We start from the raw sequence: 24,281 nt of genomic DNA, 5'->3' as shown, positions 1-24,281 counted from the left end.
ACCGCGACCGGTTGCCCTCGCCATGCTTTTCAACTCTCTGCAATCGAACCCAAGTATCACAGCGGGACAATTAATCCGCAAGAGCTTTTCCAAAAGCAACATCAATGCGAACTGAAAAAGAAATGTCATCTCAAGACTTTACAAAACTTCACTTCACTATTTTATCAATCAATTTAATTTCATCGACCACTTATCATTTAAACAGCCCGCCTGCGATCGCGAGAGCTCCTCATCGTCTCTCGATGGCCAGGGACTGAGACGACTCAAGTCAGGCACTCAAGACGGGCTGTCTACTGTGATGCGAACCATCTACACAGCAATGATTTTGTGAATTCAGTAGGCCTCCCGTCTTGCCGCCTCAAAGGTGCCTGGCCAGGTCCCCTCGCAACAGCCAATTATCAAAGCATATTGCCACCAATACATTCTGATACGTCCTCTCGATTTCCCTCATTCTCGTGACACTCCCAGCCGTGCGGCGACCACGGGATCACCGACCAGGTAGACCGCTTCCCGAGGCGTGACCAGGCGGTCATACGGGATCGCCGCATTCGCTCGCTGCTCACCCACGAACCCGGAGATATCCTGGATGTCGAGTAGCCACTCCTTGGCATACTTGGCGAGGACTTTGCCCCTCAGCCCGAGTTGGATCGCCCTCCGTTCGACCGGGCTGCCGGACGGCCCGTGGTCGGGGTCCCATTGAAGCCGCACGTCAGAATCGGCGACGGCCTGCTTCCAACCCACCTGGCTTCCGTAAGAGTCGGAATCGAAAGACGAGTGTACCGCCAGCCGGTGAATCTCGTCGAATGCGTCTCGCTTGAGCCGGACGGCCAGTGTCACCTCCTGATTTTCCTTGGTGCCCCAGCCGGAGCGGTACATCATCCAGAGGAAGTTCGGCTTGATCCAAGTCATCCGGCTCGTGCTGAAGCCGCCGCCGAAGTAACCGTGCCTGGCGGCGAAGTGGCCGATTGCTTGGCTGTACGCCTGATAGACGACAACAGATTCGTCATCGAACTGGGCCAGGATATGGCGGCCAATCCTGGGCCATCGGTCCTTCTGAGCGAGGTAGGGCTCGGTGAGCAGGTTCATGATATTTCCCGATCGATGGAAACCACGGGTTCGGCAACACTTCACACCAACATCCAGGCAAACCTCTGCAACAAAACGACTTACATCATAGAGGCAGATCGAAGAACCATCCTCCCACTTACTAACCACGTACTAATTTGCTACTAGCGATCGAAAAATTAGTAGGACGAAGCCCCGTAAGGGTATACTAATTTACTACTAGCGATCGAAAAATTAGTAGGACGAAGCCCGCTCAAGATCGCCAACCCGCGTGGCTCGGCAGAAGGCGATATAATGGCTAAAAGTTGATAGGCATCAACATGAAAACTCCAACAACACCTCCTTCATTAAGCAAATTACTGAAGGGCATCGGGCCAGACAACCTTTTACAGCTTCTGGCTAAGGTCGCGGAACCCACCGTTTCCGGAGAGTATCTCCACTGGGACAAACTCCGTCACCGTACTCCCCCCTTCGATCTTTCATTAAGAGAGTGGTGGCTGGGCCTGAAGCTCCAACGCGGCACCCAGGCGAAACCAATCGCTCTGTCAGACAATTGCGGAACACCCTTCTCGTTCAACCTGGCCGATCCGATTCCAGAGAAGCTCCATGAAATCGACCTGAAGGCAGGCGGCGCAGTTCAAATGCCCGAGCCCGTCGTCAATCCGGAAAGCCGGAACAGTTACATCGTCCGCTCTTTGATGGAGGAGGCGATCACTTCCAGCCAATTGGAAGGAGCGGCCACGACGCGAGAAGTGGCCAAGGAAATGATCAGGCGAGGGATTACGCCCCGCGATCGCAGTGAACAAATGATCCTAAACAATTTTCAGACCATGGAACGAATCATCCAGGTCAAAAATGAACCCTTGACGGAGGACTTGATTTTCGAGATCCACCGGATGGTCACCGACAAGACGTTGGACAACAATTCGGCGGCGGGCCGGCTTCGACGTGATGACGAGAACTGTGTCGTGGGGGACGATTTCGGCGAAATCGATCACGTCCCACCCAATCCAATTGAACTTCCTGCTCGCATGGCGGCCATGATCGATTTCGCGAATGGCAAGACCCCCAGCTACTTCGTTCACCCCGCGATCAGATCGATCATCTTGCATTTTTGGCTTGCCTACGACCACCCCTTTATCGATGGGAACGGCCGAACGGCTCGTGCCCTCTTCTACTGGTCCATGCTGAGACACCATTACTGGCTCTTCGAGTTCGTCTCGATTTCGCGAATTTTCTTACGGGCGCCGGTGAAGTACGGACGAGCTTTTCTTTACACAGAAACTGATGACAATGATTTGACTTATTTCTTAATTTATCACCTTCAGGCCATCGATGAATCAATTCGTGATCTCTACAATTACATAAATCTCAAAACAAATCAGACCAAGGCACTCGGGCAGGAACTGAGTGGCATGGTGCTGTTGAACCATCGGCAACGTGATTTGATTAGCCACGCCCTCCGCCATCCTGGTTTTCTGTATTCGATCAAATCCCATCAGAATAGCCATTCGGTCGTCTACCAAACCGCTCGAAACGACCTGCTCGATCTGGTGAGCCGAGGGTTACTCACGAAAGAGGTTCGCGGGAAGTCGTTCTCTTTTAAACCCGCAAAAGATATCGCGGAGAAGCTCAGGGAACCAGGACCGTAGACCAACAAACGACACATCGCCCCGATAGCAAACCAAGGGCGATGGTCGATCCGACGAGGAAGGTGGCGGCAGTCGGTGGCCATACGCCTAAATAGGACAAACCAGGAGGCTTGAGCAAACGACCAAGACTCGCGGACAGATTTGCAGTTTTGCCATATCCCCCAACCTCCCCCATCAAAGTGCATGGCCACTGATGCGTAACTCGGTTGAGAGAGCATGTATCCTCGTCGTTCGCAAGTGAGTGGCAAAGGCACAATTGCCCGCGTACACTAACCTCGCACATGACTCGTGCAGGGATGGCAAGCCTGACGAGCAAGCGCACGGGTGCCACGGAGTTGTGGCGTTACGGCTCCGATTTGGAACCTCACCTCGAAGAGTCGCCAAATGCATTTCGACCGCGTTCGCATTCCGTTGATACTCCTGGGTGCCCTCGTTACCGGTGGATGCAACGCGCAGTCGCGTGTGGATTCACCGCCAAACGCCAGCCAGAGTCCTACCGGCAGTCCTGGTGCGACTGCGGCCGCGCCTGAGGTCGTGAAGTCATCGGGCGAACCCAGCCAGGCTGCCGCCGCTGGTTCTCCTTCGGATTCTCCCAAGGTCGCGAAGTCGTCCTCGGCGACCGACGATCCGGCCACCGTAGAGCCCCAGAAAGGCAATGGCCCGCAGGCGGCCGCTGGTCTCCCGTCCTCGAAGAGCGCCGTCCCGAAGGCGCCGGTCAAACCGTCGGCCGAGCAGATCGCCGGGTGGCGATTATCGGAATTCAATCCGTTGGCCTTGCTGGCATGTCGCGATGGGTTTGATGAGTCGGCCCTGCTTGAGATGGCCATCAGCTCGAGCGGAAAGCAGTTCGTGCTGGCCGGCTCGAAGCTCACGTTGTGGAACACAAGAGACGCTCAGCCCGCGGCCGATTTACTGGCGAATTCGAAGAGCCATGAAGTCGAGCGTCCGCTGCAGGCGGTGGCCATCTCGGACGACGAAAAGTGGGTCGCGGCCGGCGATCAGAAAGGGAGAGTTCGCATCTGGTCCCTCTCCGACCAACGCGAAACGCTCATGCTGCAGGCTCACCCCGGTCGGATCACTCAGCTTGCGTTCTCGCCCAATTCGCAACTCCTGGCGACGACGAGTTACTCGGGCGACGTGGCGCTTTGGAGCCTGCCCGATGGCAAAGCGTTGAAGGGACTCAAGATCAGCATGCGGGAGTTGACCCGCCTTGCGTTTCTTTCCGACGATGTGTTGGCCACGGCATCCAACGAGGTGAGCCTTTGGGAGGTCGCCAGCGGTACGAAGGCGACAACCTTGACGAACGAGAATGTTAGGTCGCCGGCCTTCGCCCTCTCACAAGATCGCCGCGTCCTGGCGTTCAACAATTCCGACGCGACCGTCCAACTCTGGGACGTGCCGAACGCGCGGCCGACGGGCGTGACTCTGCGAGGCGCGGGGGCGAGTCTCGCCGCCTTCTCACACAACGGCAAGTGGCTCGCCGCCTACTCGGGGGATCTCACGATCGGCATCTGGGATACCGTCACAGGGAGGCTCCTCCAGACGATCGACGCCGATGGCGATCGTACGACGGCCCTGGGATGGTTTCCCGGCGCGGACGTGCTGCTCGTCGGGTCATTGGGTGGACGAATTCGCATGTGGGGAAGCCCCGACGACGCGCGCAGCCTTGGGCTCGAACCGATGCGGCTGCCCGAGTTGCCGGCGATCGCCGCGGGCACGCACAAGTCGCTGAACTCAGGTCAGTTTCAGCGAGTCTTCGACGTACGCTCGTTTCCTCGGCTCCCCGGCGCTATCCCGCAATTCAGTACCTCCGGGATGTGTGCTTACAAGGCCCCCGGATCGCAAGACGAGGCCTCGCTCTTCTATCGCTACCTCCTCGAAAAATCGGGATGGTCGGAGTCGCCAGTCGCCGCGGCGCCGGGCATCCTGAACTTCCGCAAAGACGGGTGTGAACTCAACGTCGCGGTCACGGCGGCCGACACGGGCGGCGACAAGGACGTGCAAATCAGCCTGCAATTCGCGGGCAACTACGACGCACGGTGGCTCCCCAAGGCCTCCGCAATCGATTCGAAGAGCAGCTCGGCTTTCTTTTCGTCGGTCAACTACCGCACGAAGGCAAGCCTGGTCGACTTGGAGGTGGCGTTGCTCCGGCAGTTTCACGAGGCCGGCTGGACGGGCTACACGCGACTGGGGGCTTCGAGTATCGACGAACCCGACGCTCGGCACATCTCGCTCGTGCAGGGGGGAAGCCTCCTGACGGTCTTCGTGAGGCGTCCCGCCGACGCGCCCGAGGAGTTTGCTGTACAGACCAGCGTGAGCGTCTCGAACAAGTCGCTGCCGATTCCGCCCGACGCGGGATGGATCGAGTACGACGAATCCACCAACCTGCAACTGGTCATCAATACCAAGATGGACCTGGCGCACACCGCTCAGTTCTACGACGAAGCCATGCTCGCCGAGGGTTGGTTGGCTCGCGATGCGGGGAGACAGATCAAGGACGACAGAGGCTTTCTCCCCTACATTCGAGGACAGCAGGATGTGCTCATTCGTCTCGTCGCGCTCTCCGGAGGGGGAACTCGCGTCATCGTCGGCGATGCCGCCCGCTCATCCTGGCAGCTCAAGGCGTCAGTGGACCCGAAAAAGCCGGTGCCAATGGACAAGGCCGGCATCGAGGCGGCCGATGTTGCCTTGCCCACCGGAGCGACGGCCGTGAAATTCGCCGTCGATGAAAAGCAAATCCAGTTCGAATTGGCCGACACGACACCGACCAAGCTGGCAGGACAGATCGCCCCTCAGATGGAAGCGCTCGGGTGGAAGCGAACGAAATCGGGAGTCATGAGTGACGAATATGTCTTGATGATCTTTGAGAAGGGCAAGGCCGAAATCCAGCTCCGAGCTCGCGCGGACGCCAAGGCGACGACAGCGTCGATCAGCGGAGACGGGCTCTTATGGAACAAACCCTTGCCGGTCGCGCCGGTTCCGACCTCTTATGAGACCTGGTTGCGCCGCAACCAGAAAGACGCCACTCTCGACCGGCTCGATGAATTTGCGGCCGAGATGCATGCGATTCCAACCTCCAAGCCGCACAATTAGTTCAGGCCGGCGGCGAGGAATTGCCCAGCTCCCTGGCGAATGTCGAAATGGACAGACGAGATCGTCAGAGCGTGGGCCTCGAGGCCCGGAAATAAGCGCGGATCTATACAGCCCCTAGAGTGGACCCCGAAATTCGGACCATCAGTTATGCTACACTGGTGGCCCGGAGGAGGGGGAACGAATGGCGGGTAAGCGGAAAGTCCACACGGCAGCGTTCAAGGCTCAGGTCGCTCTGGCAGCCTTGAAGGGGGACCGCACGATCAACGAGTTGGCCGGTCAGTACGGTGTCCATCCCACACTGATCCACGGCTGGAAGAAGCAACTCGTCACTGGTGCCGAGGAGGTCTTCGGGAGCCCGGTCAAAGCGGCCTCGGCGGACGCCGAGGCTCGCCAGGCCGAGCTCTTCGAGCAGATCGGCCGGCTCAAGATGGAGCTCGAGTGGGTGAAAAAAGTCATCCCCTTCGGCTGAGGGCCGAAGGTCTCTGGTTGAGTTCGATCATCCCGATCTGAGCGTCCGTCGTCAGCGCGAAGGGCTCGGCCTGAGCCGATCGAGTCTCTTCTACCAGCCCACCGATGAGACGCCCGAGAACCTGCGGCTCACGGCAGAGGCCTCAAGGCCCAGTCGCCGCTTTCCGTTTGCCCGCCGGCTTGCCCGGCGTTTCCAGCGGAAAACCGGTGGCGCCTTGGATGCTGTACTCCTTGTCTTGACGCTGCCAGATCGCTTCGAGGGACTTCACTCGATCGGGGTGCCGGGAGGCAAGATTGTGCGACTCGGCACGGTCTCCGGCGAGGTTGTAGAGCTCCCATTGCCCCTCGGGGCCTTGAGAGACGATTTTCCAGTCGCCCACGCGCAGAGCGCGATTGCCCTGATGCTTGAAGAAGAGGAAGTCACGCTCGATCGTGACGTCGTTCGCGAGGGCGGGAACAAGGCTCTTACCGGGGAGCGGGGGCCGCTGCTCGTCGCGGACCGAGTTGGGCGCGGTGGCCTTGGCCAGTTCGAGCAGGGTCGGGACGATGTCGATGAGGTGTCCTGGCGTGTGGCGGAGCTCTCCCTTGGCCTTGATGCCCGCGGGCCAGTGGGCAATCAAGGGGGTGGAAATGCCCCCTTCGTGGTTCCAGATCTTATGCATCCGGAACGGCGTATTGGCCACGGTGGACCAACCGGGACCGACGCCGAGGTACGACTTGGCCGACCCGAGTGGAGCGGAGGGGTCGTGGCCGTCGCCACGGATGATCTGCTCCTGGCTGGCTCCGTTGTCGGCGAGAAAGAGGATCAACGTATTTTCGAAAGTCCCGGCCGTCTCGAGTTGTTTGATGACCCGGCCGATCTCACGATCCATCCGGTCGACCATCGCGGCGTGGATCGCCATCTTGGTTGCCTGGAACCGCTTCTGTTCCTCGGTCAGCGTGTCCCAGGGGACCGCGTACCGGGCTTCGCCGGGCCCGATTCGCGTCCGGAGCGCCTCTTCCGACAGATTCGAACGGCCGATCGCGTCCCGTTCGGGCGCCGGCAACTCGCCCGTGACGATCCCGAGTTTTTGAATTCGCCCCCAGCGGTCGTTGCGGATGCTGTCCCAGCCCGCCAGGTAGCGGTCGCGATAACGTGCGATGTCTTCCGGCAAGGCCTGGATCGGAAAATGCGGCGATGTGAATGCAAGGTAGAGGAAGAAGGGTTCGTCGTGGTGGTTCTTGTCATGGTCGGAAAGCCAGGAGACGGCGCGGTTGGCGATCGCTCGGGTGGCATAGTAACCCTCTTCGGGCTGGGGCTGGGGGAGCGGCCGATCGTCGAGCTGGTGATTCTTCGGAGCGAAGAATCGATCCTGGTCCACGACAAGGTAGGAATGCTCGAAGCCGGCCGCGAGCACGGGGCCGTCGACGTGCCACTTGCCCGAGTGATACGAGCGGTAGCCGGCCGGCCTGAGCAACTCCGGTAGCAAGGCGGCCCACTTCGGCCGTCGCGCGGCGGGGTCGCGATTGACCTGCTGGGCATAGTAGCCACTCAAAAGGGCGGCACGGGAGGGCCAGCACCGCGCCGTGTTGTAGAACTGCGTGAACCTGAGCCCTTGACCGGCAAGCCGGTCGAGATTCGGCGTCTCGATCTCGCCGCCGTAACAGCCGACGTCGGAAAACCCAAGGTCGTCGGCCAGGATCACGACGATGTTGGGAGTCGACGCACCGGACGCCGCTGAGATGGTTCCCAACCCGGTCACGAAAGCCAAGGCTGTCGTCAACACCATCGGCCGGGCACCAACAAACAACCATGGCTTCATCGATATCCTCACACGAACATAGTTAGCCAGAACGATTCTTCAACCGCTCAGCCGGACGTGAATCGGCAGAGTGGCCGGCGGTCTCAAAGTCGAGACGAGTCCGCCAGCCACCCGGATTCGACCAAGCCGAAAGCGATGCCCTTTTTCTGTTTATTCGCCCCAGGTTTGTCGGAGGGGCGGCGGCAGTCGGTGGCTATGCACCTTAATAGGGTAAACCAGGAGACTCGAGTAAGCCACCAAGACTCGCGGACAGATTTGCAATCTTGCTATCTTCTCAAGTCCCCCTATCAAAGTGCATCGCCACTGATGCACGTTCAATTCAAGAGTGGGCGGGACGCCCGTGCTCCCAGGAGGGGGGGAGGAACAATCGCCGTTCGCCTGAGACTTGATTTCACGCGGGACGGGGGAATAACCTCGGTTCCCGCGGATCGAACGGCCCGACTCGCTTCCCCTCGAAAAAAAATCCCGAAGACCGTGTGAGGCAGGCGCCTCGACCGGGCATTACAGAGGGATTCGATGAGGTCAGGGAGAGACAAGCCCCATGGCGAACGGACAGGCTGAGCTGCTCCGTCAGGTTCACCAACTATTCAGTGCAGGGAGAGTCGGCGGCTTGACGGACGCCGAACTACTGGCTCGGTTCGTCTCCCAGCGCGACGAGCCTGCCTTCGCGGCACTCGTCACGCGGCATGGTGCGATGGTCCTCCGCATCTGCCTGGGCGTACTTCATGACAATCACGCGGCCGAGGATGCATTCCAGGCGACGTTCCTCGTGCTTGCCCACAAGGCTCATGGCCTTCATGTGGGTGAAACCTTGAGCCATTGGCTCCACGGAGTGGCCTTGCGGGTCGCGAAGAAGGCGAAGTCGCAGAACGCGAGACGCCACCAACGCGAGCGCACCAGCGCGATGGCGACGGCCGGGGAGCCGAGCGTTGACCCCGACCGGTCTGACACCGAAGCCCTGCTCCATGAGGAGGTCGATCGGCTCCCCGAGTCGTACCGCTCGCCCATTGTCCTGTGCTATTTGCAAGGACTGAGCTACGAGATGGCGGCGAATCAACTGGGAATCAGCGAGGGGACGATCCGGGGACGGCTCGCTCGGGCGCGAGACCGTCTGAGGATCCGGCTGACGCGACGAGGCGTGGTCCTTCCGGCCGGATACCTGATCGCGGAAAACGCGTGGACCTCGGCCTCGGCCGCGTTGCCGACCGATCTGATCGATGCGGCGGTTCAGGGAGCGATGCAAACCGCCGCGGGCAAAGGAGCGGTCGCCGGGGCGGTCTCGGCGTCCGTCGCGGTCCTGACGAAAGGAGTCTTGCGAACGATGTTCCTGACCCAGTTCAAAATGATGGCGGCGACACTCCTATTGGCAATCGGTGGCCTTCTGGCCTCAATACCACTTCTCATCAATCCGCAGGTAAATGCGGCCCCTGCCTTAGAAAAGGCGACGCAAGCCGCGGGTCTCACGGCACCTGCCCCTCGACCGGCAGACCGCGACGACAACGATGAACCCACCTTGGACGTCGAGACGAATCCAAAACCGTGGGAGACCACTGTCCGCATCAAGGTCCACGGGAACGGCAATATCGGGTTCGGTTCCGGGACGGTAATCAAAAGCACGCCTGCGGAATCATTAATTCTGACGTGCGCTCATATCTTTGTCACCGAACATAAACCCAATGATCCCCCAAGGGAATTTCCGCACAGAGTGGCAGTCGATCTCTTCGACGGCGAACTCCACAAGACAAGCAAAGTCCAGTATTTAGAGACCGTCACCGCCGAGTTGGTGGACTACGACGTCGGCAGGGATGTCGGCCTGCTCCGTATCCGTCCCAAACGGACGCTGGCCGTTTCCCCGATCGTCCCGCTCTCGTGGGGGCCTCAAAAAGGGATGAAGATGACGACCGGCGGCTGCTCGGAGGGCAACTCGGCAACCTTCTGGACGACCCAGGTCACGAACCCAAAGGTGCTCCTATCCAGCGAAGCTCAATACTACGGAATTGAATGCAACTTTGCTCCGAAGCCGGGCCGTAGCGGTGGCGGCTTGTTCACTACGGATGGGTTCGTTGCCGGCGTCAGCAACTACGCCGAACCGCAAGGTAACCGTGGTTTCTACGCGGTCCCCGAGTCGATTTATCATTTACTGGCACGAAACGAACCGGCATCTCTAGAGAGCGAGAAGAAACCTCCGACGAAGTGGAACTGGAAACGACCGTCGTCCTCTCCGGTCCCGGACGAGGACGACCTGAATCGTTTGGTCCAGATCGCCGAGGACCAACTGAGGAATGGCGACCGCCAGGGCGCTCGCGCGACGACCGATCGTCTCAACAGTCAACTCCGTCGCCGGCAAGCAGTCTTGCAGTCGGAGATCAACCACCTTGACTCATTGGCACGCCGGAGCGATGAACTTCGACGTGCCGCTGACCAGATTAAGGCGCCTGACCTCGATCGATCATCGATCCTGGGTGGGCAGATCAACTCATCCCCGCCAGTCTCTCCCTCACAGCCGGCGCCGGCCGAATCCGGCCTCACCCCGCCCCCACCCGATCATGAACGGCGATTGCGCGACATCGAGAAGAAGTTGGAGCAACTCCTTGGTGAAAAGAAAGGATCGTCCTGATTCGCGGCTTCATTGCAGCCCCGGAGAAAAGACCGTTCCTACGGCGGTATACGTCGGATGGCGCACGGATCATGGAGACCGAAACCATTTTGTAGCCGGGGTCTGTGACCCGGTCTTGCGATTCACCCCGGGGTCACAGACCCCGGCTACAATGATGTAAGCGACTCGACGGTAAACCGCTGTAGCCTGACGCGAAGCCCCTGGAAAGCAATTCGCATATTTGCACACTTCAGCCCAGGCAGAGCGATGGTCAAGACCAGCCCTTGGCTCTTGACGGTCGCCCCGCCGGGGCTGCAAATCATGCGGGCTTCGTTTCAATCAGTACGTACTCAATCGCCCCAGGTTTGTCGGAGGAATCGCAGAAAGTTGCCGTGCATGACGCCGGCGATGTCGTCGGGCGAATAGCCGCGGCGGGCGAGCATGGCGGGCAAGTTCGTCAGGTCGGCGATGGTGTCCATGTCGGCGGGGGCCTGTTCGCGGCCGAAGCCGCCGTCGAGGTCGGTGCCGATCCCCACGTGGCGGGCGTTGCCCGCGAGTTGGCAGATGTGGTCGATGTGGTCGATCTCGCGTTCGAGTGTCGCGCCCACCTCCTGGGGAAGCGTCTTGCCGATCTTCCAGCCGGGAACGATCATCCAGGCATCGAGCGCCGCGCCGAAGATGGCCCCTCGCGCGATCAGCTCCTTGATCTGGGCGTCACTGAACTGGCGGTCGTCGGGGACCAAGGCGCGGCAGTTCTGATGGCTCGCCCAGACGGGGCCGTCGTAGAGGTCGAGGGCTTCCCAGAAGCTATCGTCGCAGAGGTGCGTGGCGTCGAGGATGATGTTCAGCCGGCGCATCTCCGCAAGGAGCTCGCGTCCGGCCGAAGTCAGGCCGCCGGTGGCGTGGGTCCCCTGGGCATACCGACCCGGCCCGTAGTGGGCCGGCCCGAGCGCCCGCAACCCTTGCGCATAGGCTTGTTCCAAATGACCGGGAGTCCGGATCGAGTCGGCTCCTTCCAGGCTCAGGATGTATCCGATCGGAGCGTCGGCCGGCGGGTCGTTCGTCCAGAGCTCGACATGCCGATCGAGCCCCTTGCGATCGACGATCGCCGTCATCTGCCCGGCCTCCTCCATCGCGCGATACCAGGACAACTGCCCCTGGGTCTGCGCCCACGCGATCTCAGGACTGTGCCAGCCGGGGAGCGGATTGTCGGGCGAGACATACCGCGCGATCTGGGTCGCGACGCACAGACCGACCCGACCCCGGCGCATCTCGGGGAGCGAGACCATGGCGTTGCCACGATCGGGCTTGTCCGTCTTGCCGGCCTCGCGGGCCCGGAGCTCGGCCACCGGACGTGTGAGGTCACGGTTCCATTCCAGGGCATTCATGCTCAGATCGAGATGGGCGTCAAATATCAACATCGTAAAATCTTCTCTGAGTCGTGAGAAATCGGTCCAAACCCTGATCTTTCAGAACAAATCGAAGCGAACACCTCATCGGGACGACCGGGCCCCGCGTGGAGCGGGGCCCAGGGTCTGACCGTCGCTCAGGCGGATCGGCATGACGAAGGTTTCGTTGGAGTCGAGCGGCAACTCGTGCCGCCTCATGCGGTCGAGCAACTCGACGGCCCGACGGCCGATCTCCGTCTCATCGACCGTCACCGACGTGATGCGGTGGAGCGTGGGACTACTGCGCACCGTGCCACCGAAGCCGACAAGCGAAATCTCCTCGGGGATCCGCAGGCCGAGCCGCAACAGCAGCAAATAGATCAATTCGGCGGCCGAGTCGAAGCTCGCAAAGATGGCGGTCGGTCGGTCAGGATGATTGACGACAGCCGAGAGCGCGGCGAGCAGCTCGGGTTCGTGGACCTCGGGGTCGGGCACGCTCTCAGGGCCGAAGATGATGCGGTGCTCCGCCGTGACACCCCCCGGGGGAAGCACGTCAAGCAGGCCCTCGAGATACCCAACGGCCGACTCCGACAGGTGAGGCGCGAAGAAGGCGACCCGGCGGTGGCCCCGTTCGACCAGTGCGCGGCCCGCGAGCCGCCCGACTTCGCGAAAGGGGATCGCCAGCAAAGGCGCCCTGACGCCCTCCACGCGACGGTGGCAGAAGACCACGGGGATCTCCGCCTTCTGGAGCTGGCGAATCTGGTAGACGGGGGTCGGCGGAGCCGTCACCGGGACGATCGCGACGCCGGCAACCTCCTTGTCGATGAGCTGGAGGATGACGTTGCCCTGCCGATCGAGGTTATTGTTCGACTGGCAGACCAGGATCTGGTTATGGACCCGTCCGGCCGCCTCGTCGAAACTGCGTTGGAGCGACGGGTAAAAGGCGGATTGCGTCTCCGGCAAGACCAAGGCGAAGACGTCAAGGTCGGGCCGCGAGCGCACGCGGGCGTCCTCATGAATGAACGTTCCCTTCCCCTGGATCCGCTGGATGAGTCCGTCGCGCTGAAGGGCCCCCAGGGCCTGACGCACCGTGCTCCGCGCGATCGCATACGTATCCGCCAGTTGCTGCTCGGTCGGGAGCATGTCACCCGGCTTCAACCGCCCCGCCAGGACCTCCTCGACGAAGTACTTCCTGAGCCGTTCGTATTTCGGCGTCTCGGGCGCTCCCGGTTCGCGTGCAGGGAGGTTCTGTTGATCGTGAATCGCCCTGGGCATTCAGTCCACCTCGCCGCGCGAGAGCCCGCCGGGGGCGGGACGACGGCCTTCTAACCACCGTCTCGATCGCTGCTCGCTCGCGCCTTGCATAAAATCGTCTTCCCGGCAGAAACCCGCATTTTCTTGAGTCTCAAAAGGAGAGAGAGACCGCGAGGACCGCTTCCGCGGGGCCGATCGCTCCTCCCCCTTGCCCTTCTCCCAGAAACGCAGCCAACGGCTTGGCGGCTCCCTGACAAGAACGGCCCCCATCGTATTGAATCCGCTCGCCGAGGTCCATGCGACGTCGGCCTTCGTACGCGTCGCAGTGACCAAGTCGAACGCGGCGGCCGAAATCAGGGGAGAACTGCGATTTTCGATTTCCAGGCCCGATCAAAAGTGCAGCCGAAAGAGGGAGTCAGGGATTGCAACGAAGTCCCTCTGCGCAGATCTTCGGAACAACGGAGGCCTGGCCTGGCCTCCTTCGGCACAGGAGTGTTCGCATGCAGTTGCCGTTTGAGATCACTGACCTCGATCGTCGGATCTGGCACGAAGAACTCGACGAATTCGTTCCCTCTCACCTGTTCGATGCGCATACGCACATTTACCGCTGGGCCTTCTACCAGCACCCGAACAAGCAAGAAACACCCTATTACGAGACCTTCGGACGCGACTTCCCCGAGGCGAGCTGGGCTCTGGCCGACGCCTGCGACGCAGCACTCTTTCCAGGCCGCAAGGTGCATCGCCTGGCCTTTCCGATGCCCTTCGCCTCGCACGTCGATTTCACCAGCTCGAATGCCTACCTCGCCGAGCAAGGCCGCCACGATCGACTCTCGGCCGGCTTGATGCTTGTCCATCCGGGCATGACCGGGGACGAGGTCGAGCGAGACATCGAGAAATATGGCTTTCTCGGCTTCAAACCGTACCGATTCTACGCCCGCTCGGGCGATGCCGCGAACTGCCGCATCACCGAGTTCATGCCCGAGCACCAGATCGAGGTGGCCAACCGCCACGGCCTGATCATCATGATGCATCTCTCCAAACCGGATGCGATCGCCGATCCCGAGAACCTGGCCGACCTCGAATCGCTGATCGATCGCTATCCGCGCGTCCGCTGGATCCTGGCCCATTGCGCCCGGAGCTACTCCTGCTGGGCGATCGAGAAGGCCGGCCCAGTCCTGCGCCGGCTTCCCCAACTCTGGTTCGACACGTCGAGTGTCTGCGAGTCGGATGCGTTCGACGCGTTATACTCGACCGTCGGCATCGAGCGGGTCATGTACGGCAGTGACGATATTCCGATCGGGTTGATGCGAGGGAAGTACGTCGCTTTTGGATTCGCCTGGGCCTTCCTGTCCCCCAAGAACCAGACGCTCAACCTCGCGCACTGCGACGGCCGAATGACCTTCACCCGCTACGAGCAGCTCCGCGCCATGCGACGGGCCGCGCAACGATTGGGGATCACGCCCGCCCAGAACCAGGCCTTGTTCTTCGACACCGCCATGAACCTCGTCCAATCCGTCCGGTCCGAACAGGCTCGCGACGAGACCTGATCGTCGTGGGCGAGCAATCGTGAAACAATAACGACTTTGGAAGCTATTCCGAACGCGTAATCTCGCCACAAACACACATTTTTCAATTTTATGCACTTTTTTTTCGCAAACCAACTCATGCCACTACAAATTACTTGTTCTCTTTCAATACCCAAACACATCCTCGGCAAGTGAGATGTCCATCCATGGGCGGTTAGAGCCAAATCCGTGGCCGCCAGCAACCGCGGATCAAGTCGGCGATTCGGCCGGTGGGTTCGATTCCGGTGCGTTCGTTCGCCGTCCTTGTCGATATTTCATCCCTTCGCCCCTCATGAGCCAGAGGGGGTCGACCCCCGTCAGCTCGATGAAACGCAAAAGGATCTGTGCAGGCATCGCTTCGCCGATCTCTTCATAATTCAGCCAGGACATCGGCGCGACCCCAATTTGATCACTGAGAATGTCGAGGCCTTGGTCACCAAAAACCTCAATGCGAACCGCGCGGAGGCGAGCGCCCAACGAATTCTCAGCCGTTGTCTCATCGTTCGAGTAAATGGTAACCCTCCTCGCAGTCGATGAAGAGAATTCAACGGATTCGAAAAGAACACAATCCCGATACGCCCGAGCAATCTGGCTGGTTCAAACACTTCATCGACTTTTGAACGTTGCCTGCGCCGTATCGCACAAATCTAAAGCGGGACGTTGACAATCGGCCGGCTTCCTTTGGGGTTCGGAGGGGGGGCGAACACTGCGGGCCTACCAACGGCCCCGTTGGCTCTCCAGTCTCACCCTCGGTTTATCCGATATTGGTAATTCCACGCCAAGATTTCTATTATGAAGGCTCTCGAGGACAGGTCGTCCGTCCTCGAGGGTTGAGATTGGATTGTGTTTTCCCATCGCCTTGTCTGCAAGGGGCTCTGAGTCGATGCTGATTCGACGATGCCAGTATGCTTCCGAGGCGATCCTGATCGCCATGGCCTGTCTGGCCCCCTGGGCCTTTGGCGCGGTTGAGGCCTGGGCGGAGTTCGTCCTCTTCCTGGGGATCTTTGTGCTGGCGATCCTATCGCTCGTGATCCGGGCCGGTACGGACCGAACACGAGCGTTGATTTGCCTGCCCAGCGTGGCGATGGGAGGGCTGATCCTGCTCGCCGCCTTGCAGGCCACGCCGTTGTCTCCCAGCATCCTCAAGCGGATCTCCCCCGCAACCGTCGCGTTGCGGGCCGATCTGACCCCGCCGGTGGCGGAGCGGGTCAGCGGAGACGAGGGGCAACCGGTCGCACTTCCCGCGTCCACGATCAGCCTCGATCCCGACGCGTCACGACGCGCCGCGATGCGGCTGGCCGCGGGGTGGGTCCTGTTCCAGGCCGTGTTGGGACTCGGGCTCGGGACGGCCTCGCTGCGCCGGTTCGGGATTGCGCTGACGGCCAATGCGGCATTGCTCTCGTTGTTCTCGCTGATCCAGATGCTCTCCTGGAATGGCCGGATCTACTGGGTCCGAGAATCACCGGCGGGCGGAAGCGGCCCGTTTATCAATCACAACCATCTGGCGGCCTATCTCAATCTCGGGCTCGGCTTTGCTCTGACCTTTCTGATGGCCCCTCGTCGCGATACCCGCAACGGTTATCGCCAGAGTGGCGATCAGCTCTGGGCCGCATATGCGACCGGATTGATCATCGTCGGCATCGTGGCCTCGCTGGCGCGAAGCGGGTTTGTGGCGATGCTCGTCGCGACGGGACTGGTCGTCATCCTGCTTCGTCCCCAGGCGAAGAAACTGGTGCTGAGCGTGGGAGTGATCGGCGTCCTTGTCGTCATCCTGCTGGTCGCCCTGGGGTCGTCGACCGGCTACCAGGAGCGGATCGCGTCGATCCTCGAGTCGGGTGCCTATGCCGATCGGCTCATGATCTGGCAGGCGACAGGGCGGCTCATTCCGAGCTACGCCATCTTCGGGACCGGCCTGGGAAGTTTTGTCGCGACGACGGCTCGGTTCTTCTCGATGGAACGGAACCTGATCTTCGAACATGCCGAGAACGAGTACATCGAATGGCTGCTGGAGGGGGGCGTCATCGGGCTTGGCCTGGTCTTGGCGGCCGTGGCCGGGGCCCTTGTTCTCGGGTGGCGTGCCTTGAAAGGGGCTTCAAGTCGAGTTGATTCGGCCTTGATCTGCGGGGCCCTCTTTGGAATTTCGAGCCTGATCGTTCAGAGCCTCGGCGACTTCGCGTTCCATGTGCCGGCCGTCTCCGTCGTCGCGGTGATCGTCGGTGCCTATCTCGTGAAGCTGGGGCTGGAGGCCCGGAACATCTCGTCGGCCGACCAGCCACTGCCGCTGTGGCGCCGGGGCAGTTCGGTGCTCGGGGCCATCGTCATGCTTGCCCTGAGTACGGCCGTGCTGGTCGAGGGCCTTCATCTGATGCAGATCGAAACGGCGATGTCCGAAGCCGGGTTCTACCTGCAAGGCTCCTCCAAGCCGGCGACCGGTGAATCCGACGCGGACATGGACGAACTCGAGCGAAAACTAGACGCCCTCGAACGCGTCACCCGGATCCGCCCCGACGGGGCCGACGGCCACTGGAAGCTGGGCCTGATCTTCCTTCGTCTCTACTCCACCAGCGCGGAGGAATCACTCCGCGACCTCGAGAAGGACAAGGAAAAACTGGCCAATCAGGCCAGCCCGTTCTGGCTGTTCAGCACCGTCCACACCGCGCCGGACGGCAAGCCGATCCCGATCGAGGACCTCCTGGAGATCGACCATATCCGCCTCTATCTCGTGCCGGCGGCCCGTTGCTTCCTCGAGGCAAGACGGTGCAGTCCGCTCTTGCCCGATCCCCACGTCCGACTCGCGACGCTCGACTACCTGCTCCAGGGCGGCGAGTCGCCCAGCGTCTACGCGAATCGTGCCCTGCGGCTTTCCGGCTCGAACCTGCAAGTGCTCGAACTCGTTCAGACCGTGGCACTTCAGGTGGGCGACCCTGACCTGCTCGCCCGCTGCTGGAAGAAGATTCTGACCGTCTCCCCCGATAGCACCGAGGCGATCGCCGATATCGCCAAGGAACTCTACGCGGTGGACCAGATCCTCAGCCGCATCATTCCTTCGGGCCAAGTCGCACTCCGGTTCGCCGCCCGTGCGTACAAGGCCCCCGAGGAGCGACCGGCCCAGGAGCTTCTCCTCCGCTCGGCGCTCAAACAACTGGGAGCCGACACGAGCCTCAAACCGGCCGACCGGTTCCAGGCCGAGGCGCACATCTGGTTCCTCATGAACGACCAAGAGCAGGCCAAGACCAGGATGGAGCAAGCGCTCTCCCTCAACCCCAAACGCACCGTCTGGCGGGCGCAGCTCATCGATTGGCTAATCGGTTGGGGACGAGTCCGCGAAGCCTACGACCAGGCCCTGATCGGCCTCTATTATTCGCCCAACGACGCCTCGATGCAGCAGGCCCACACTCGCGCGGCCGATGCACGCGCCAAAACCGATCGCTGAGCCGATCGGCCATCCTGGGTTCCCGCCGTGATGGAAAGCGGCCTCATGGCGGAAGATCGACCTGGGAAAGTCGGACGCGAGAATCGATAATCGGCTGCGGATCCACCAGGAGCGAGGGGCCCGAGCGGCTCCCCTGCACGGATCGAAACGGAAAACGAGCGGGGAGTGGATCGACCCAACCCGCCGCGTTGGCGGGCTGGTCGAATCGACTTTCCCGAGCCCCTCGAACCAAGACCATCACTTAAGGATTTCCTCACGTGAAGAATACTGGCCTGGTTGTGGTCACGGGGGGGGCCGGGTTCATCGGCTCGCACCTGGCCGAGGCGCTCATTGGCGAAGGGTTCCGGGTCCGGATCGTCGACAACCTCTCGACCGGGCATCGCCGCAATCTGGCCCACCTGGAGGGCCGCTACGACTGGCTGGAGGGAAGCGTTGCCGATTTCGAGGTCTGCCGCCGGGCCGTCGAAGGGGCCGATTACGTGTTTCACGAGGCGGCGATCCCGAGCGTTCCCCGATCGGTCCGTGAACCCCTCTCCTCACACGAGAGTGGGCCGACCGCCACGTTGAACATGCTCGAGGCGGCGCGACAGGCGGGGGTCAAACGCTTCATGTTCGCCGCCTCCAGCGCCGCCTACGGAGAGACGGTGGAATCGCCCAAGCACGAAGCGATTTATCCCCAACCGCTCAGTCCCTATGCCGCCGGCAAGCTGGCCGGTGAGCACTACGTCTCCGTCTATGCCAAGACGATGGGACTCGACGGCGTCAGCCTGCGATACTTCAACATCTTTGGCCCACGTCAGGATCCCTCCAGCCCGTACAGCGGCGTGATCTCGCTCTTCGCAAGCGCGATGTCCGAGGGTCGGCGGCCCACGATCTTCGGGGATGGCGGCCAGACCCGCGACTACACCTACGTGAGCAACGTCGTGGCCGCGAACCTGGCGGCCATGCGCTCGGAACGGCCGCTCGAAGGGGCGATCCTCAACGTCGGCATCGGCCGAAGCGTCAGCTTGCTCGACCTGGTCGGAGCGATCAACGGAATCCTCGGAACCCAGATCGAGCCGGAGTTCAAGCCCCCCCGCGAGGGCGACGTGCGCCATTCACTGGCCAACCTCGAGCGAATTCAGGCTGTGCTGGGCTATCGCCCGGAAGTCGATTTCGAGGAGGGGTTGAGACGGACCCTCGCCTGATCGCGCCCGCGGAGGATCGCGTTGAGCGAGGCTGAGAGCAACCCGCGAATCGAAGCCATTCGCGGGGCCGAAGCGCCTTTTCTTCGGCATGTTTGACCGAAAGCACGCGAAAGATGACGTTGACAGGCCGGCCCGCCTTGTCGATAGTGATCCCTCGACGGATTGGCCAACTCGATTGGTGAGTCAATCCGTCACCTTGCCAGAGTTCAGGTCAAGGATCCAGCCGACGCCGGACGAAGTCCCGGTTGCCGCCGCGCAGTGCATTCCCCCCATAGGATCGGCCGTAAGGATGAGGGCCTGGCGTTCTTGACCCGCCTCACTTTGTTGCCGCGACTCCACGAACACGCACCGCGACCCTGACGACTCCAGGCGCGTCAAGGGCCACCACGGATGGACACACCATGAAAATTCTCGTCACCGGCGGCGCCGGCTATGTTGGCTCGACCCTCGTCCCCATGCTCCTGGAACAAGGGCATCGCGTCCGGGTCTATGACTCACTCAAGTTCGGCGGCCAAGGTCTACTCCCCTGCTGTCAGAATCGCTTCTTCGAGTTGATGAAAGGGGACGTCACCGACGAGGCCGGAGTCAAGAAGGCCCTGGAGGGGATGGACGCCGTCGTTCACCTCGCCGCGATCGTGGGCTACCCGGCCTGCAAGAAGGAGCCGCAGCTGGCCCAGGCGACCAACGTCGACGGGACCCGCAACCTGCTGAGCCAGCGCAAGCCTGACCAGAAGGTCATCTTCGCCTCGACCGGCAGCATCTACGGCGCCGTGCCTGACTACATCTGCAACGAAAAGACCCCACGCGCTCCGATCACCCTCTACGGCGAGACCAAGTCCACGGCCGAGCAAATGGTGCTCGACGCGGGCAATGGCATCGCCTACCGCTACGCCACCGCCTTCGGCGTCAGCAACCGGATGCGGCTCGACCTGATGCCCAACGACTTCACCTACCAAGCGGTGAAGAACAAGAGCCTGATCGTCTATCAGGGGGGCTTCAAGCGAACCTTCGTCCATGTCCGTGACATGGCCCGCTCGATGATCTTCGCCCTGGAGAAGTGGGACACGGTCAAGGACGACGTTTACAACGTCGGCCACGAGACCATGAACTTCACCAAGGAAGACGTGGCGCGAAAGATTCTCGAGCATGTTGACTTCTACCTGCACTTCGCCGAATTCGGCAGCGACGCCGATCAGCGAAACTACGAGGTCTCGTACGAGAAGATCCGGGCCAAGGGTTTCGAGACCACGGTGGATCTGGACCGCGGCATCGCCGAACTCGTCCGCGCCGCCCAGTTGATCGAATTCCAGAACCCGTTCGCCAACGTCTGATTCCCCAGTCCAAGCGAGCCAGCCGCATACACTGGCCCGGCTCGTTCGGGCGGACGGAGTTCCCTCAGGCTCCCCTTTCTTTTTTTTTGCGTAACGCACCCGGCTTGAGACAGACGCAGAGGGTTGCTCCTCTTGATTTCGACGCTCAAGAACCAAGGCGAAGGGGAGAAGTGCATACTTCTCCCCTTCGCCTCAAATCATTCAGGGACCGAGCCGAACCACTGCTTCCGAATTCCGTTGGACCTCATCGGCCGAGCCGACTTCGCCCCCCATGAGCCAGCCACCGGATTACCTGATCACTTTCCCTGAATCAGGTCCGTCAAAAGCATCCCGCGATAAAACGCATCAGTGACCACACACCCTGACCAGAAAAACTGGAGAATCCAGCAAAACTACAAAGTGATCTGCGAGTCTTGGTAGCTTCATCAAGTTTTCTAGTTTACCCTATCTAGGCGCATGGCCATCGACTCAGGTGATGTACCGTCCACGCGATGCCGATGAGAGGTTCGACAATCATTCGGAACAGGAAGTCGGGTTAAACCCTGCCCCAGCATTTCGGTATCAGACGGACAATGACCACCGAACTTCGGAGTCCGTCCCACCTGAGTGCGTCTCCTGCGCAGGAACACGTACTCGGTCGTTAAGACTCGTTTAAAGCCGAGGCTTGGGGCCCCTGCGCGGCGGTGCAGGGGCCGCTGCACCGCAAGGTTAGGCGGCCTCACCGGGTCGTCTAGTGAACGAATGGTGACAATCCCGAGTCTCGCTTACTACCAGGCACGCCTTAGCCGAGCTGCTCGGCAAGCGCGACAATGATGCCCTCAGGCCCGCGGATGTAGGCTAGCCGGTACGTGTCCTCGTACTGCATTTCGCCAATGAGCTCTGCCCCGTGTGCGAGCATGCGAGCAACGACAGCGTCGATGCCATCGACGGCGAACATGACGCGACGGATGCCCAGCGTGTTCACCGGCGCGTCCACGGGGCCAAACCTGATCGCGTTGGGCGTGTGGAACTTGTCCAGCTCAATGCCCTGCCCATCGGGAGTCCGCATCATCGCGAGGGTGGCCCGGACATCCTTCAGCCCGATCAGGCTCCCTACCAAAGGCCCTTCGACAGTCGACTCGCCCTCGAGCTTGAGGCCCAGTTCGATGAAGAACGCCTTGGCGGCTTCGAGATCGTCGACAACGATGAGGACGTTGTCCATCCGTTTAAGCGTCATGTCCTTCCTTCCCTCGCTTCACTACTGATGCCCGTACTTGCCGCTCATGGAGTAGAACCTTGATTCGACGACCGAATCGTTGTGGGACATCACGACGAGGGCGTCGTCGAATCACGGGATGTTTGCATCATGAGCGGCCCAAGCCGGAGGAGCAAGCGGTTTCCTTCGCGAAGAAACGACTCCCAGGACATCATGGATCGCGACCCGACCCGCCGTAAAGTCTCGTTGCGACTTCACCCATGTCACTTTGCCGTCGACGTACGTCGGGAAACGAGCGAACAAACGCCGCCATTCCGTAGGCCAGAATGTCCCGTTACAGCTTTCGCGTCAGCTGATCTACAGATTTGCGTTTGCCAATTTCTGCGGTGATCGAGCACCGACCCGCTCCTCGACACTACACTTGGCGGTGGCCTGTGTCGCTGACGAAAGTCGCCGAAAGAGGCTTGTCGGAACTATTGCTCCGATGTGAAGTGAACGGAGGCCAGATGCCGGCGATGGCCTGAGATTCATACGAGCTTGTTGATTTTCCGATCCACTGCGAACGCCATCGCTAAGCTTGCCACGCCGATCATCAGCCCCGCGTTGTGAGTCGTGGGAGTTGCATGGGGACCTCGGCGGGTCATTCTGGTTGGTTCGGATTAAGATAATCGAAGCGACCGGGGGGCATGGCTCGGCGTGCGTCCACTGGGTGGCCTGCCCCTTGCTGACATCAGCCCACGAGGTTGGTCGGCTGTCAGTCCACGCCTCGGCAGCATAGCAGACAAATTGAAGCGGGCCGAGAAGTGTGATTCTCGGCCCGCTTCAATTTGTACACGAAAGCTAATTCGCCTTAGCGAATCGTCACTCGCTCTATACCTCCCACGGCACGTTGTCCCCTTTCCGTCTCTGGCTTCGCCAGCTCATCTAGATTGAGTCCGGTCGGGAACTCGTAGAGGAGACTTCGATCATATACCGCCCGCTTTCTAGATCGAGGCGCTCAGAGAAAGTAGGCTTCGCACTCTTCTCGCCTTGCAATGTGAACACTTGATCCCTGTATAATTTTTCGCTCAGAGTCTGTCTCCCATCCGGAGACTTCACCTTCAGCCCCCAGACATAGGAAATCCTTGGCCGAATATCGTAGATGCTCGCCACCATCTCGACCGACACATTATTTCCATCCACATCCGCCTTCATGCTAACGCGTTCGATTGACGCCAGATTGGGCCCAGGTATGGCATTCGGCTTGACCTTTTTATGTGCCGCAGGCTTTGAAGCGGCGGTTGTATACCTCAAGGCTTGGGCAGTTTTACCTGATTTCTTCTGAGCCATGAGGTTCGACGTGAATACCGCAGTCAAGACGGCTAGAACTGCAAGAGAGAACAGCCTGGACGATAATAACTTCATGATCTCTTCTCCACTAAGATTATAGCGATGGTTGGATGCGCTAAACAGCGACTGGAACTCCAACACGCGTTGGCCGATTATTCCAGGCACGGGAGCGGGAGATTTCCTTGGGATCGAATGGACTAACTCGGCGAAAGGCTCGCCCAGTTAGCGTCTCAGGCCCGTCCGCTGAGCCCCTCAGAGACATCAGGACTTGGTTGACGTTTTGCCGTAGGTCCAAAACATGCTAAAAGTCAGGCCCGCCGAGGAGTGCTGAGAAGCAGCATACTGGCAAAAGCGCCGTCGTTTACCTCTCGCAAGGTAAACGACGGCGCGGGAGAGCGGAGCTTGCCGTCAGGAGGATGACAAGCGACGGGATGCTATCAAGTCATGAGATTCACGTCAATATGGGCAGCTTTAACAGAGGAAGTGTGCGGTCACCGGAGGCATCGCGGCCCGCACTGCGGTGGTTGGCAAACGCTTCGTTCGGTGTCGTATCTCCCCAGACGGACGTCGGCAATGCCAGGCACTCCCGCTTAAAAAACACCGACATACTGTTCCCACGCAGATCATAAATTCTGACGCGATTACATAGTTTTTCGTCACAAAACGAATACAATATCACGGCCCCATCCCATACGAAGTTCTGGGTGATGGCCAGACCGCCGGGATTAGGCACCAGCGACATCGCCTGGTGACCTAAGAGGCTCCTGCCGTCGCTCGATATTGCGTCAAGCCAACGGACCTTACGATCGCCGCGGCCTGGTCTCCCGCCGCCCGCGTCCCACGCTCCGGCCGATTGGCAGGGAACGGGAAGCCAAGCTGGCTCAGCTCCGTGAGTTGATCGCCGGATTGCCGGAGGACGAGAC

At 60.6% G+C, this 24,281-nt stretch carries 16 protein-coding genes; 8 read left to right on the top strand and 8 right to left on the bottom strand.

All coding sequences use genetic code 11. The features are described from left to right. Positions 1-447: 447 nt before the first annotated feature. Positions 448-1,086, bottom strand: coding sequence for a DUF4291 domain-containing protein (locus tag V5E97_RS08950; protein ID WP_406698980.1), 639 nt, complete (start codon positions 1,084-1,086; stop codon positions 448-450). Between the two features lie 299 nt (positions 1,087-1,385). On the opposite strand from V5E97_RS08950, the gene V5E97_RS08945 reads away from it, so the two are divergent. The 3 genes from V5E97_RS08945 (at position 1,386) to V5E97_RS08935 (ending at position 6,279) form a co-directional block, all read left to right on the top strand. Further along, positions 1,386-2,717: a Fic family protein gene (locus tag V5E97_RS08945; RefSeq protein ID WP_406698979.1), complete on the top strand. Its 1,332-nt coding sequence runs from the start codon at positions 1,386-1,388 to the stop codon at positions 2,715-2,717. A 384-nt stretch (positions 2,718-3,101) separates the two neighbouring features. Then, positions 3,102-5,810 (top strand): WD40 repeat domain-containing protein, encoded by a 2,709-nt coding sequence (locus tag V5E97_RS08940; RefSeq protein WP_406698978.1) that lies wholly within the window; start codon positions 3,102-3,104, stop codon positions 5,808-5,810. 181 nt (positions 5,811-5,991) lie between these two features. Next, positions 5,992-6,279, top strand: coding sequence for a transposase (locus tag V5E97_RS08935; RefSeq protein WP_406698977.1), 288 nt, complete (start codon positions 5,992-5,994; stop codon positions 6,277-6,279). A 142-nt stretch (positions 6,280-6,421) separates the two neighbouring features. On the opposite strand, the gene V5E97_RS08930 is transcribed toward V5E97_RS08935, so the two are convergent. Continuing rightward, the gene (locus V5E97_RS08930; RefSeq protein ID WP_406698976.1) at positions 6,422-8,047 is read right to left on the bottom strand and encodes an arylsulfatase; all 1,626 of its coding nucleotides are present in this window, start codon (positions 8,045-8,047) and stop codon (positions 6,422-6,424) included. Positions 8,048-8,621: 574 nt separating this feature from the next. On the opposite strand from V5E97_RS08930, the gene V5E97_RS08925 reads away from it, so the two are divergent. Further along, entirely contained in the window at positions 8,622-10,697 is a 2,076-nt protein-coding gene (locus V5E97_RS08925; RefSeq protein WP_406698975.1) for a sigma-70 family RNA polymerase sigma factor, read from the top strand. A gap of 329 nt (positions 10,698-11,026) precedes the next feature. Here the strand turns inward: V5E97_RS08925 and V5E97_RS08920 are convergent, their stop codons facing one another. The 3 genes from V5E97_RS08920 to V5E97_RS08910 all read right to left on the bottom strand — a co-directional run bounded on the left by V5E97_RS08920 (position 11,027) and on the right by V5E97_RS08910 (position 13,616). Further along, a complete protein-coding gene (locus V5E97_RS08920; protein ID WP_406698974.1) occupies positions 11,027-12,097 on the bottom strand; it encodes a dipeptidase in 1,071 nt (356 codons plus the stop codon). A 72-nt stretch (positions 12,098-12,169) separates the two neighbouring features. Further along, the gene (locus V5E97_RS08915; protein ID WP_406698973.1) at positions 12,170-13,339 is read right to left on the bottom strand and encodes a GntR family transcriptional regulator; all 1,170 of its coding nucleotides are present in this window, start codon (positions 13,337-13,339) and stop codon (positions 12,170-12,172) included. Between the two features lie 130 nt (positions 13,340-13,469). Next, complete coding sequence (locus V5E97_RS08910) at positions 13,470-13,616, bottom strand: hypothetical protein (protein WP_406698972.1); 147 nt, start codon at positions 13,614-13,616, stop codon at positions 13,470-13,472. A 202-nt stretch (positions 13,617-13,818) separates the two neighbouring features. On the opposite strand from V5E97_RS08910, the gene V5E97_RS08905 reads away from it, so the two are divergent. Then, positions 13,819-14,865, top strand: a complete 1,047-nt coding sequence (locus V5E97_RS08905) for an amidohydrolase family protein (RefSeq protein ID WP_406698971.1) — start codon at positions 13,819-13,821, stop codon at positions 14,863-14,865. 228 nt (positions 14,866-15,093) lie between these two features. On the opposite strand, the gene V5E97_RS08900 is transcribed toward V5E97_RS08905, so the two are convergent. Next, the gene (locus tag V5E97_RS08900; protein ID WP_406698970.1) at positions 15,094-15,273 is read right to left on the bottom strand and encodes a hypothetical protein; all 180 of its coding nucleotides are present in this window, start codon (positions 15,271-15,273) and stop codon (positions 15,094-15,096) included. Positions 15,274-15,766: 493 nt separating this feature from the next. On the opposite strand from V5E97_RS08900, the gene V5E97_RS08895 reads away from it, so the two are divergent. The 3 genes from V5E97_RS08895 (at position 15,767) to V5E97_RS08885 (ending at position 20,834) form a co-directional block, all read left to right on the top strand. Next, positions 15,767-18,316 (top strand): O-antigen ligase family protein, encoded by a 2,550-nt coding sequence (locus V5E97_RS08895; protein ID WP_406698969.1) that lies wholly within the window; start codon positions 15,767-15,769, stop codon positions 18,314-18,316. Positions 18,317-18,573: 257 nt separating this feature from the next. Continuing rightward, positions 18,574-19,503: an SDR family oxidoreductase gene (locus V5E97_RS08890; protein ID WP_406698968.1), complete on the top strand. Its 930-nt coding sequence runs from the start codon at positions 18,574-18,576 to the stop codon at positions 19,501-19,503. Positions 19,504-19,904: 401 nt separating this feature from the next. Next, complete coding sequence (locus V5E97_RS08885) at positions 19,905-20,834, top strand: NAD-dependent epimerase/dehydratase family protein (RefSeq protein WP_406698967.1); 930 nt, start codon at positions 19,905-19,907, stop codon at positions 20,832-20,834. Between the two features lie 781 nt (positions 20,835-21,615). Here the strand turns inward: V5E97_RS08885 and V5E97_RS08880 are convergent. Together V5E97_RS08880 and V5E97_RS08875 are read right to left on the bottom strand one after the other, a co-directional pair. Beyond that, positions 21,616-22,050, bottom strand: coding sequence for a VOC family protein (locus V5E97_RS08880; protein ID WP_406698966.1), 435 nt, complete (start codon positions 22,048-22,050; stop codon positions 21,616-21,618). Between the two features lie 903 nt (positions 22,051-22,953). After that, positions 22,954-23,433: a hypothetical protein gene (locus V5E97_RS08875; protein ID WP_406698965.1), complete on the bottom strand. Its 480-nt coding sequence runs from the start codon at positions 23,431-23,433 to the stop codon at positions 22,954-22,956. Between the last annotated feature and the right edge of the window lie 848 nt (positions 23,434-24,281).

This window comes from Singulisphaera photorubra (assembly GCF_045290345.1).
Classification (GTDB): Bacteria; Planctomycetota; Planctomycetia; order Isosphaerales; family Isosphaeraceae; genus Singulisphaera.
The sequence above is the reverse complement of the archived record's forward strand: the minus strand, read 5'-3'. Positions and strand labels throughout refer to the sequence as shown.

Excerpts from the sequence above, each read along its gene's own strand:
- V5E97_RS08950 (WP_406698980.1), bottom strand. The coding sequence starts at position 1,086 with ATGAACCTGCTCACCGAGCCCTACCTCGCTCAGAAGGACCGATGGCCC.
- V5E97_RS08945 (WP_406698979.1), top strand. The coding sequence starts at position 1,386 with ATGAAAACTCCAACAACACCTCCTTCATTAAGCAAATTACTGAAGGGC.
- V5E97_RS08940 (WP_406698978.1), top strand. The coding sequence starts at position 3,102 with ATGCATTTCGACCGCGTTCGCATTCCGTTGATACTCCTGGGTGCCCTC.
- V5E97_RS08935 (WP_406698977.1), top strand. The coding sequence starts at position 5,992 with ATGGCGGGTAAGCGGAAAGTCCACACGGCAGCGTTCAAGGCTCAGGTC.
- V5E97_RS08930 (WP_406698976.1), bottom strand. The coding sequence starts at position 8,047 with ATGGTGTTGACGACAGCCTTGGCTTTCGTGACCGGGTTGGGAACCATC.
- V5E97_RS08925 (WP_406698975.1), top strand. The coding sequence starts at position 8,622 with ATGGCGAACGGACAGGCTGAGCTGCTCCGTCAGGTTCACCAACTATTC.
- V5E97_RS08920 (WP_406698974.1), bottom strand. The coding sequence starts at position 12,097 with ATGTTGATATTTGACGCCCATCTCGATCTGAGCATGAATGCCCTGGAA.
- V5E97_RS08915 (WP_406698973.1), bottom strand. The coding sequence starts at position 13,339 with ATGCCCAGGGCGATTCACGATCAACAGAACCTCCCTGCACGCGAACCG.
- V5E97_RS08910 (WP_406698972.1), bottom strand. The coding sequence starts at position 13,616 with ATGGACCTCGGCGAGCGGATTCAATACGATGGGGGCCGTTCTTGTCAG.
- V5E97_RS08905 (WP_406698971.1), top strand. The coding sequence starts at position 13,819 with ATGCAGTTGCCGTTTGAGATCACTGACCTCGATCGTCGGATCTGGCAC.
- V5E97_RS08900 (WP_406698970.1), bottom strand. The coding sequence starts at position 15,273 with ATGTCCTGGCTGAATTATGAAGAGATCGGCGAAGCGATGCCTGCACAG.
- V5E97_RS08895 (WP_406698969.1), top strand. The coding sequence starts at position 15,767 with ATGCTGATTCGACGATGCCAGTATGCTTCCGAGGCGATCCTGATCGCC.
- V5E97_RS08885 (WP_406698967.1), top strand. The coding sequence starts at position 19,905 with ATGAAAATTCTCGTCACCGGCGGCGCCGGCTATGTTGGCTCGACCCTC.
- V5E97_RS08880 (WP_406698966.1), bottom strand. The coding sequence starts at position 22,050 with ATGACGCTTAAACGGATGGACAACGTCCTCATCGTTGTCGACGATCTC.
- V5E97_RS08875 (WP_406698965.1), bottom strand. The coding sequence starts at position 23,433 with ATGAAGTTATTATCGTCCAGGCTGTTCTCTCTTGCAGTTCTAGCCGTC.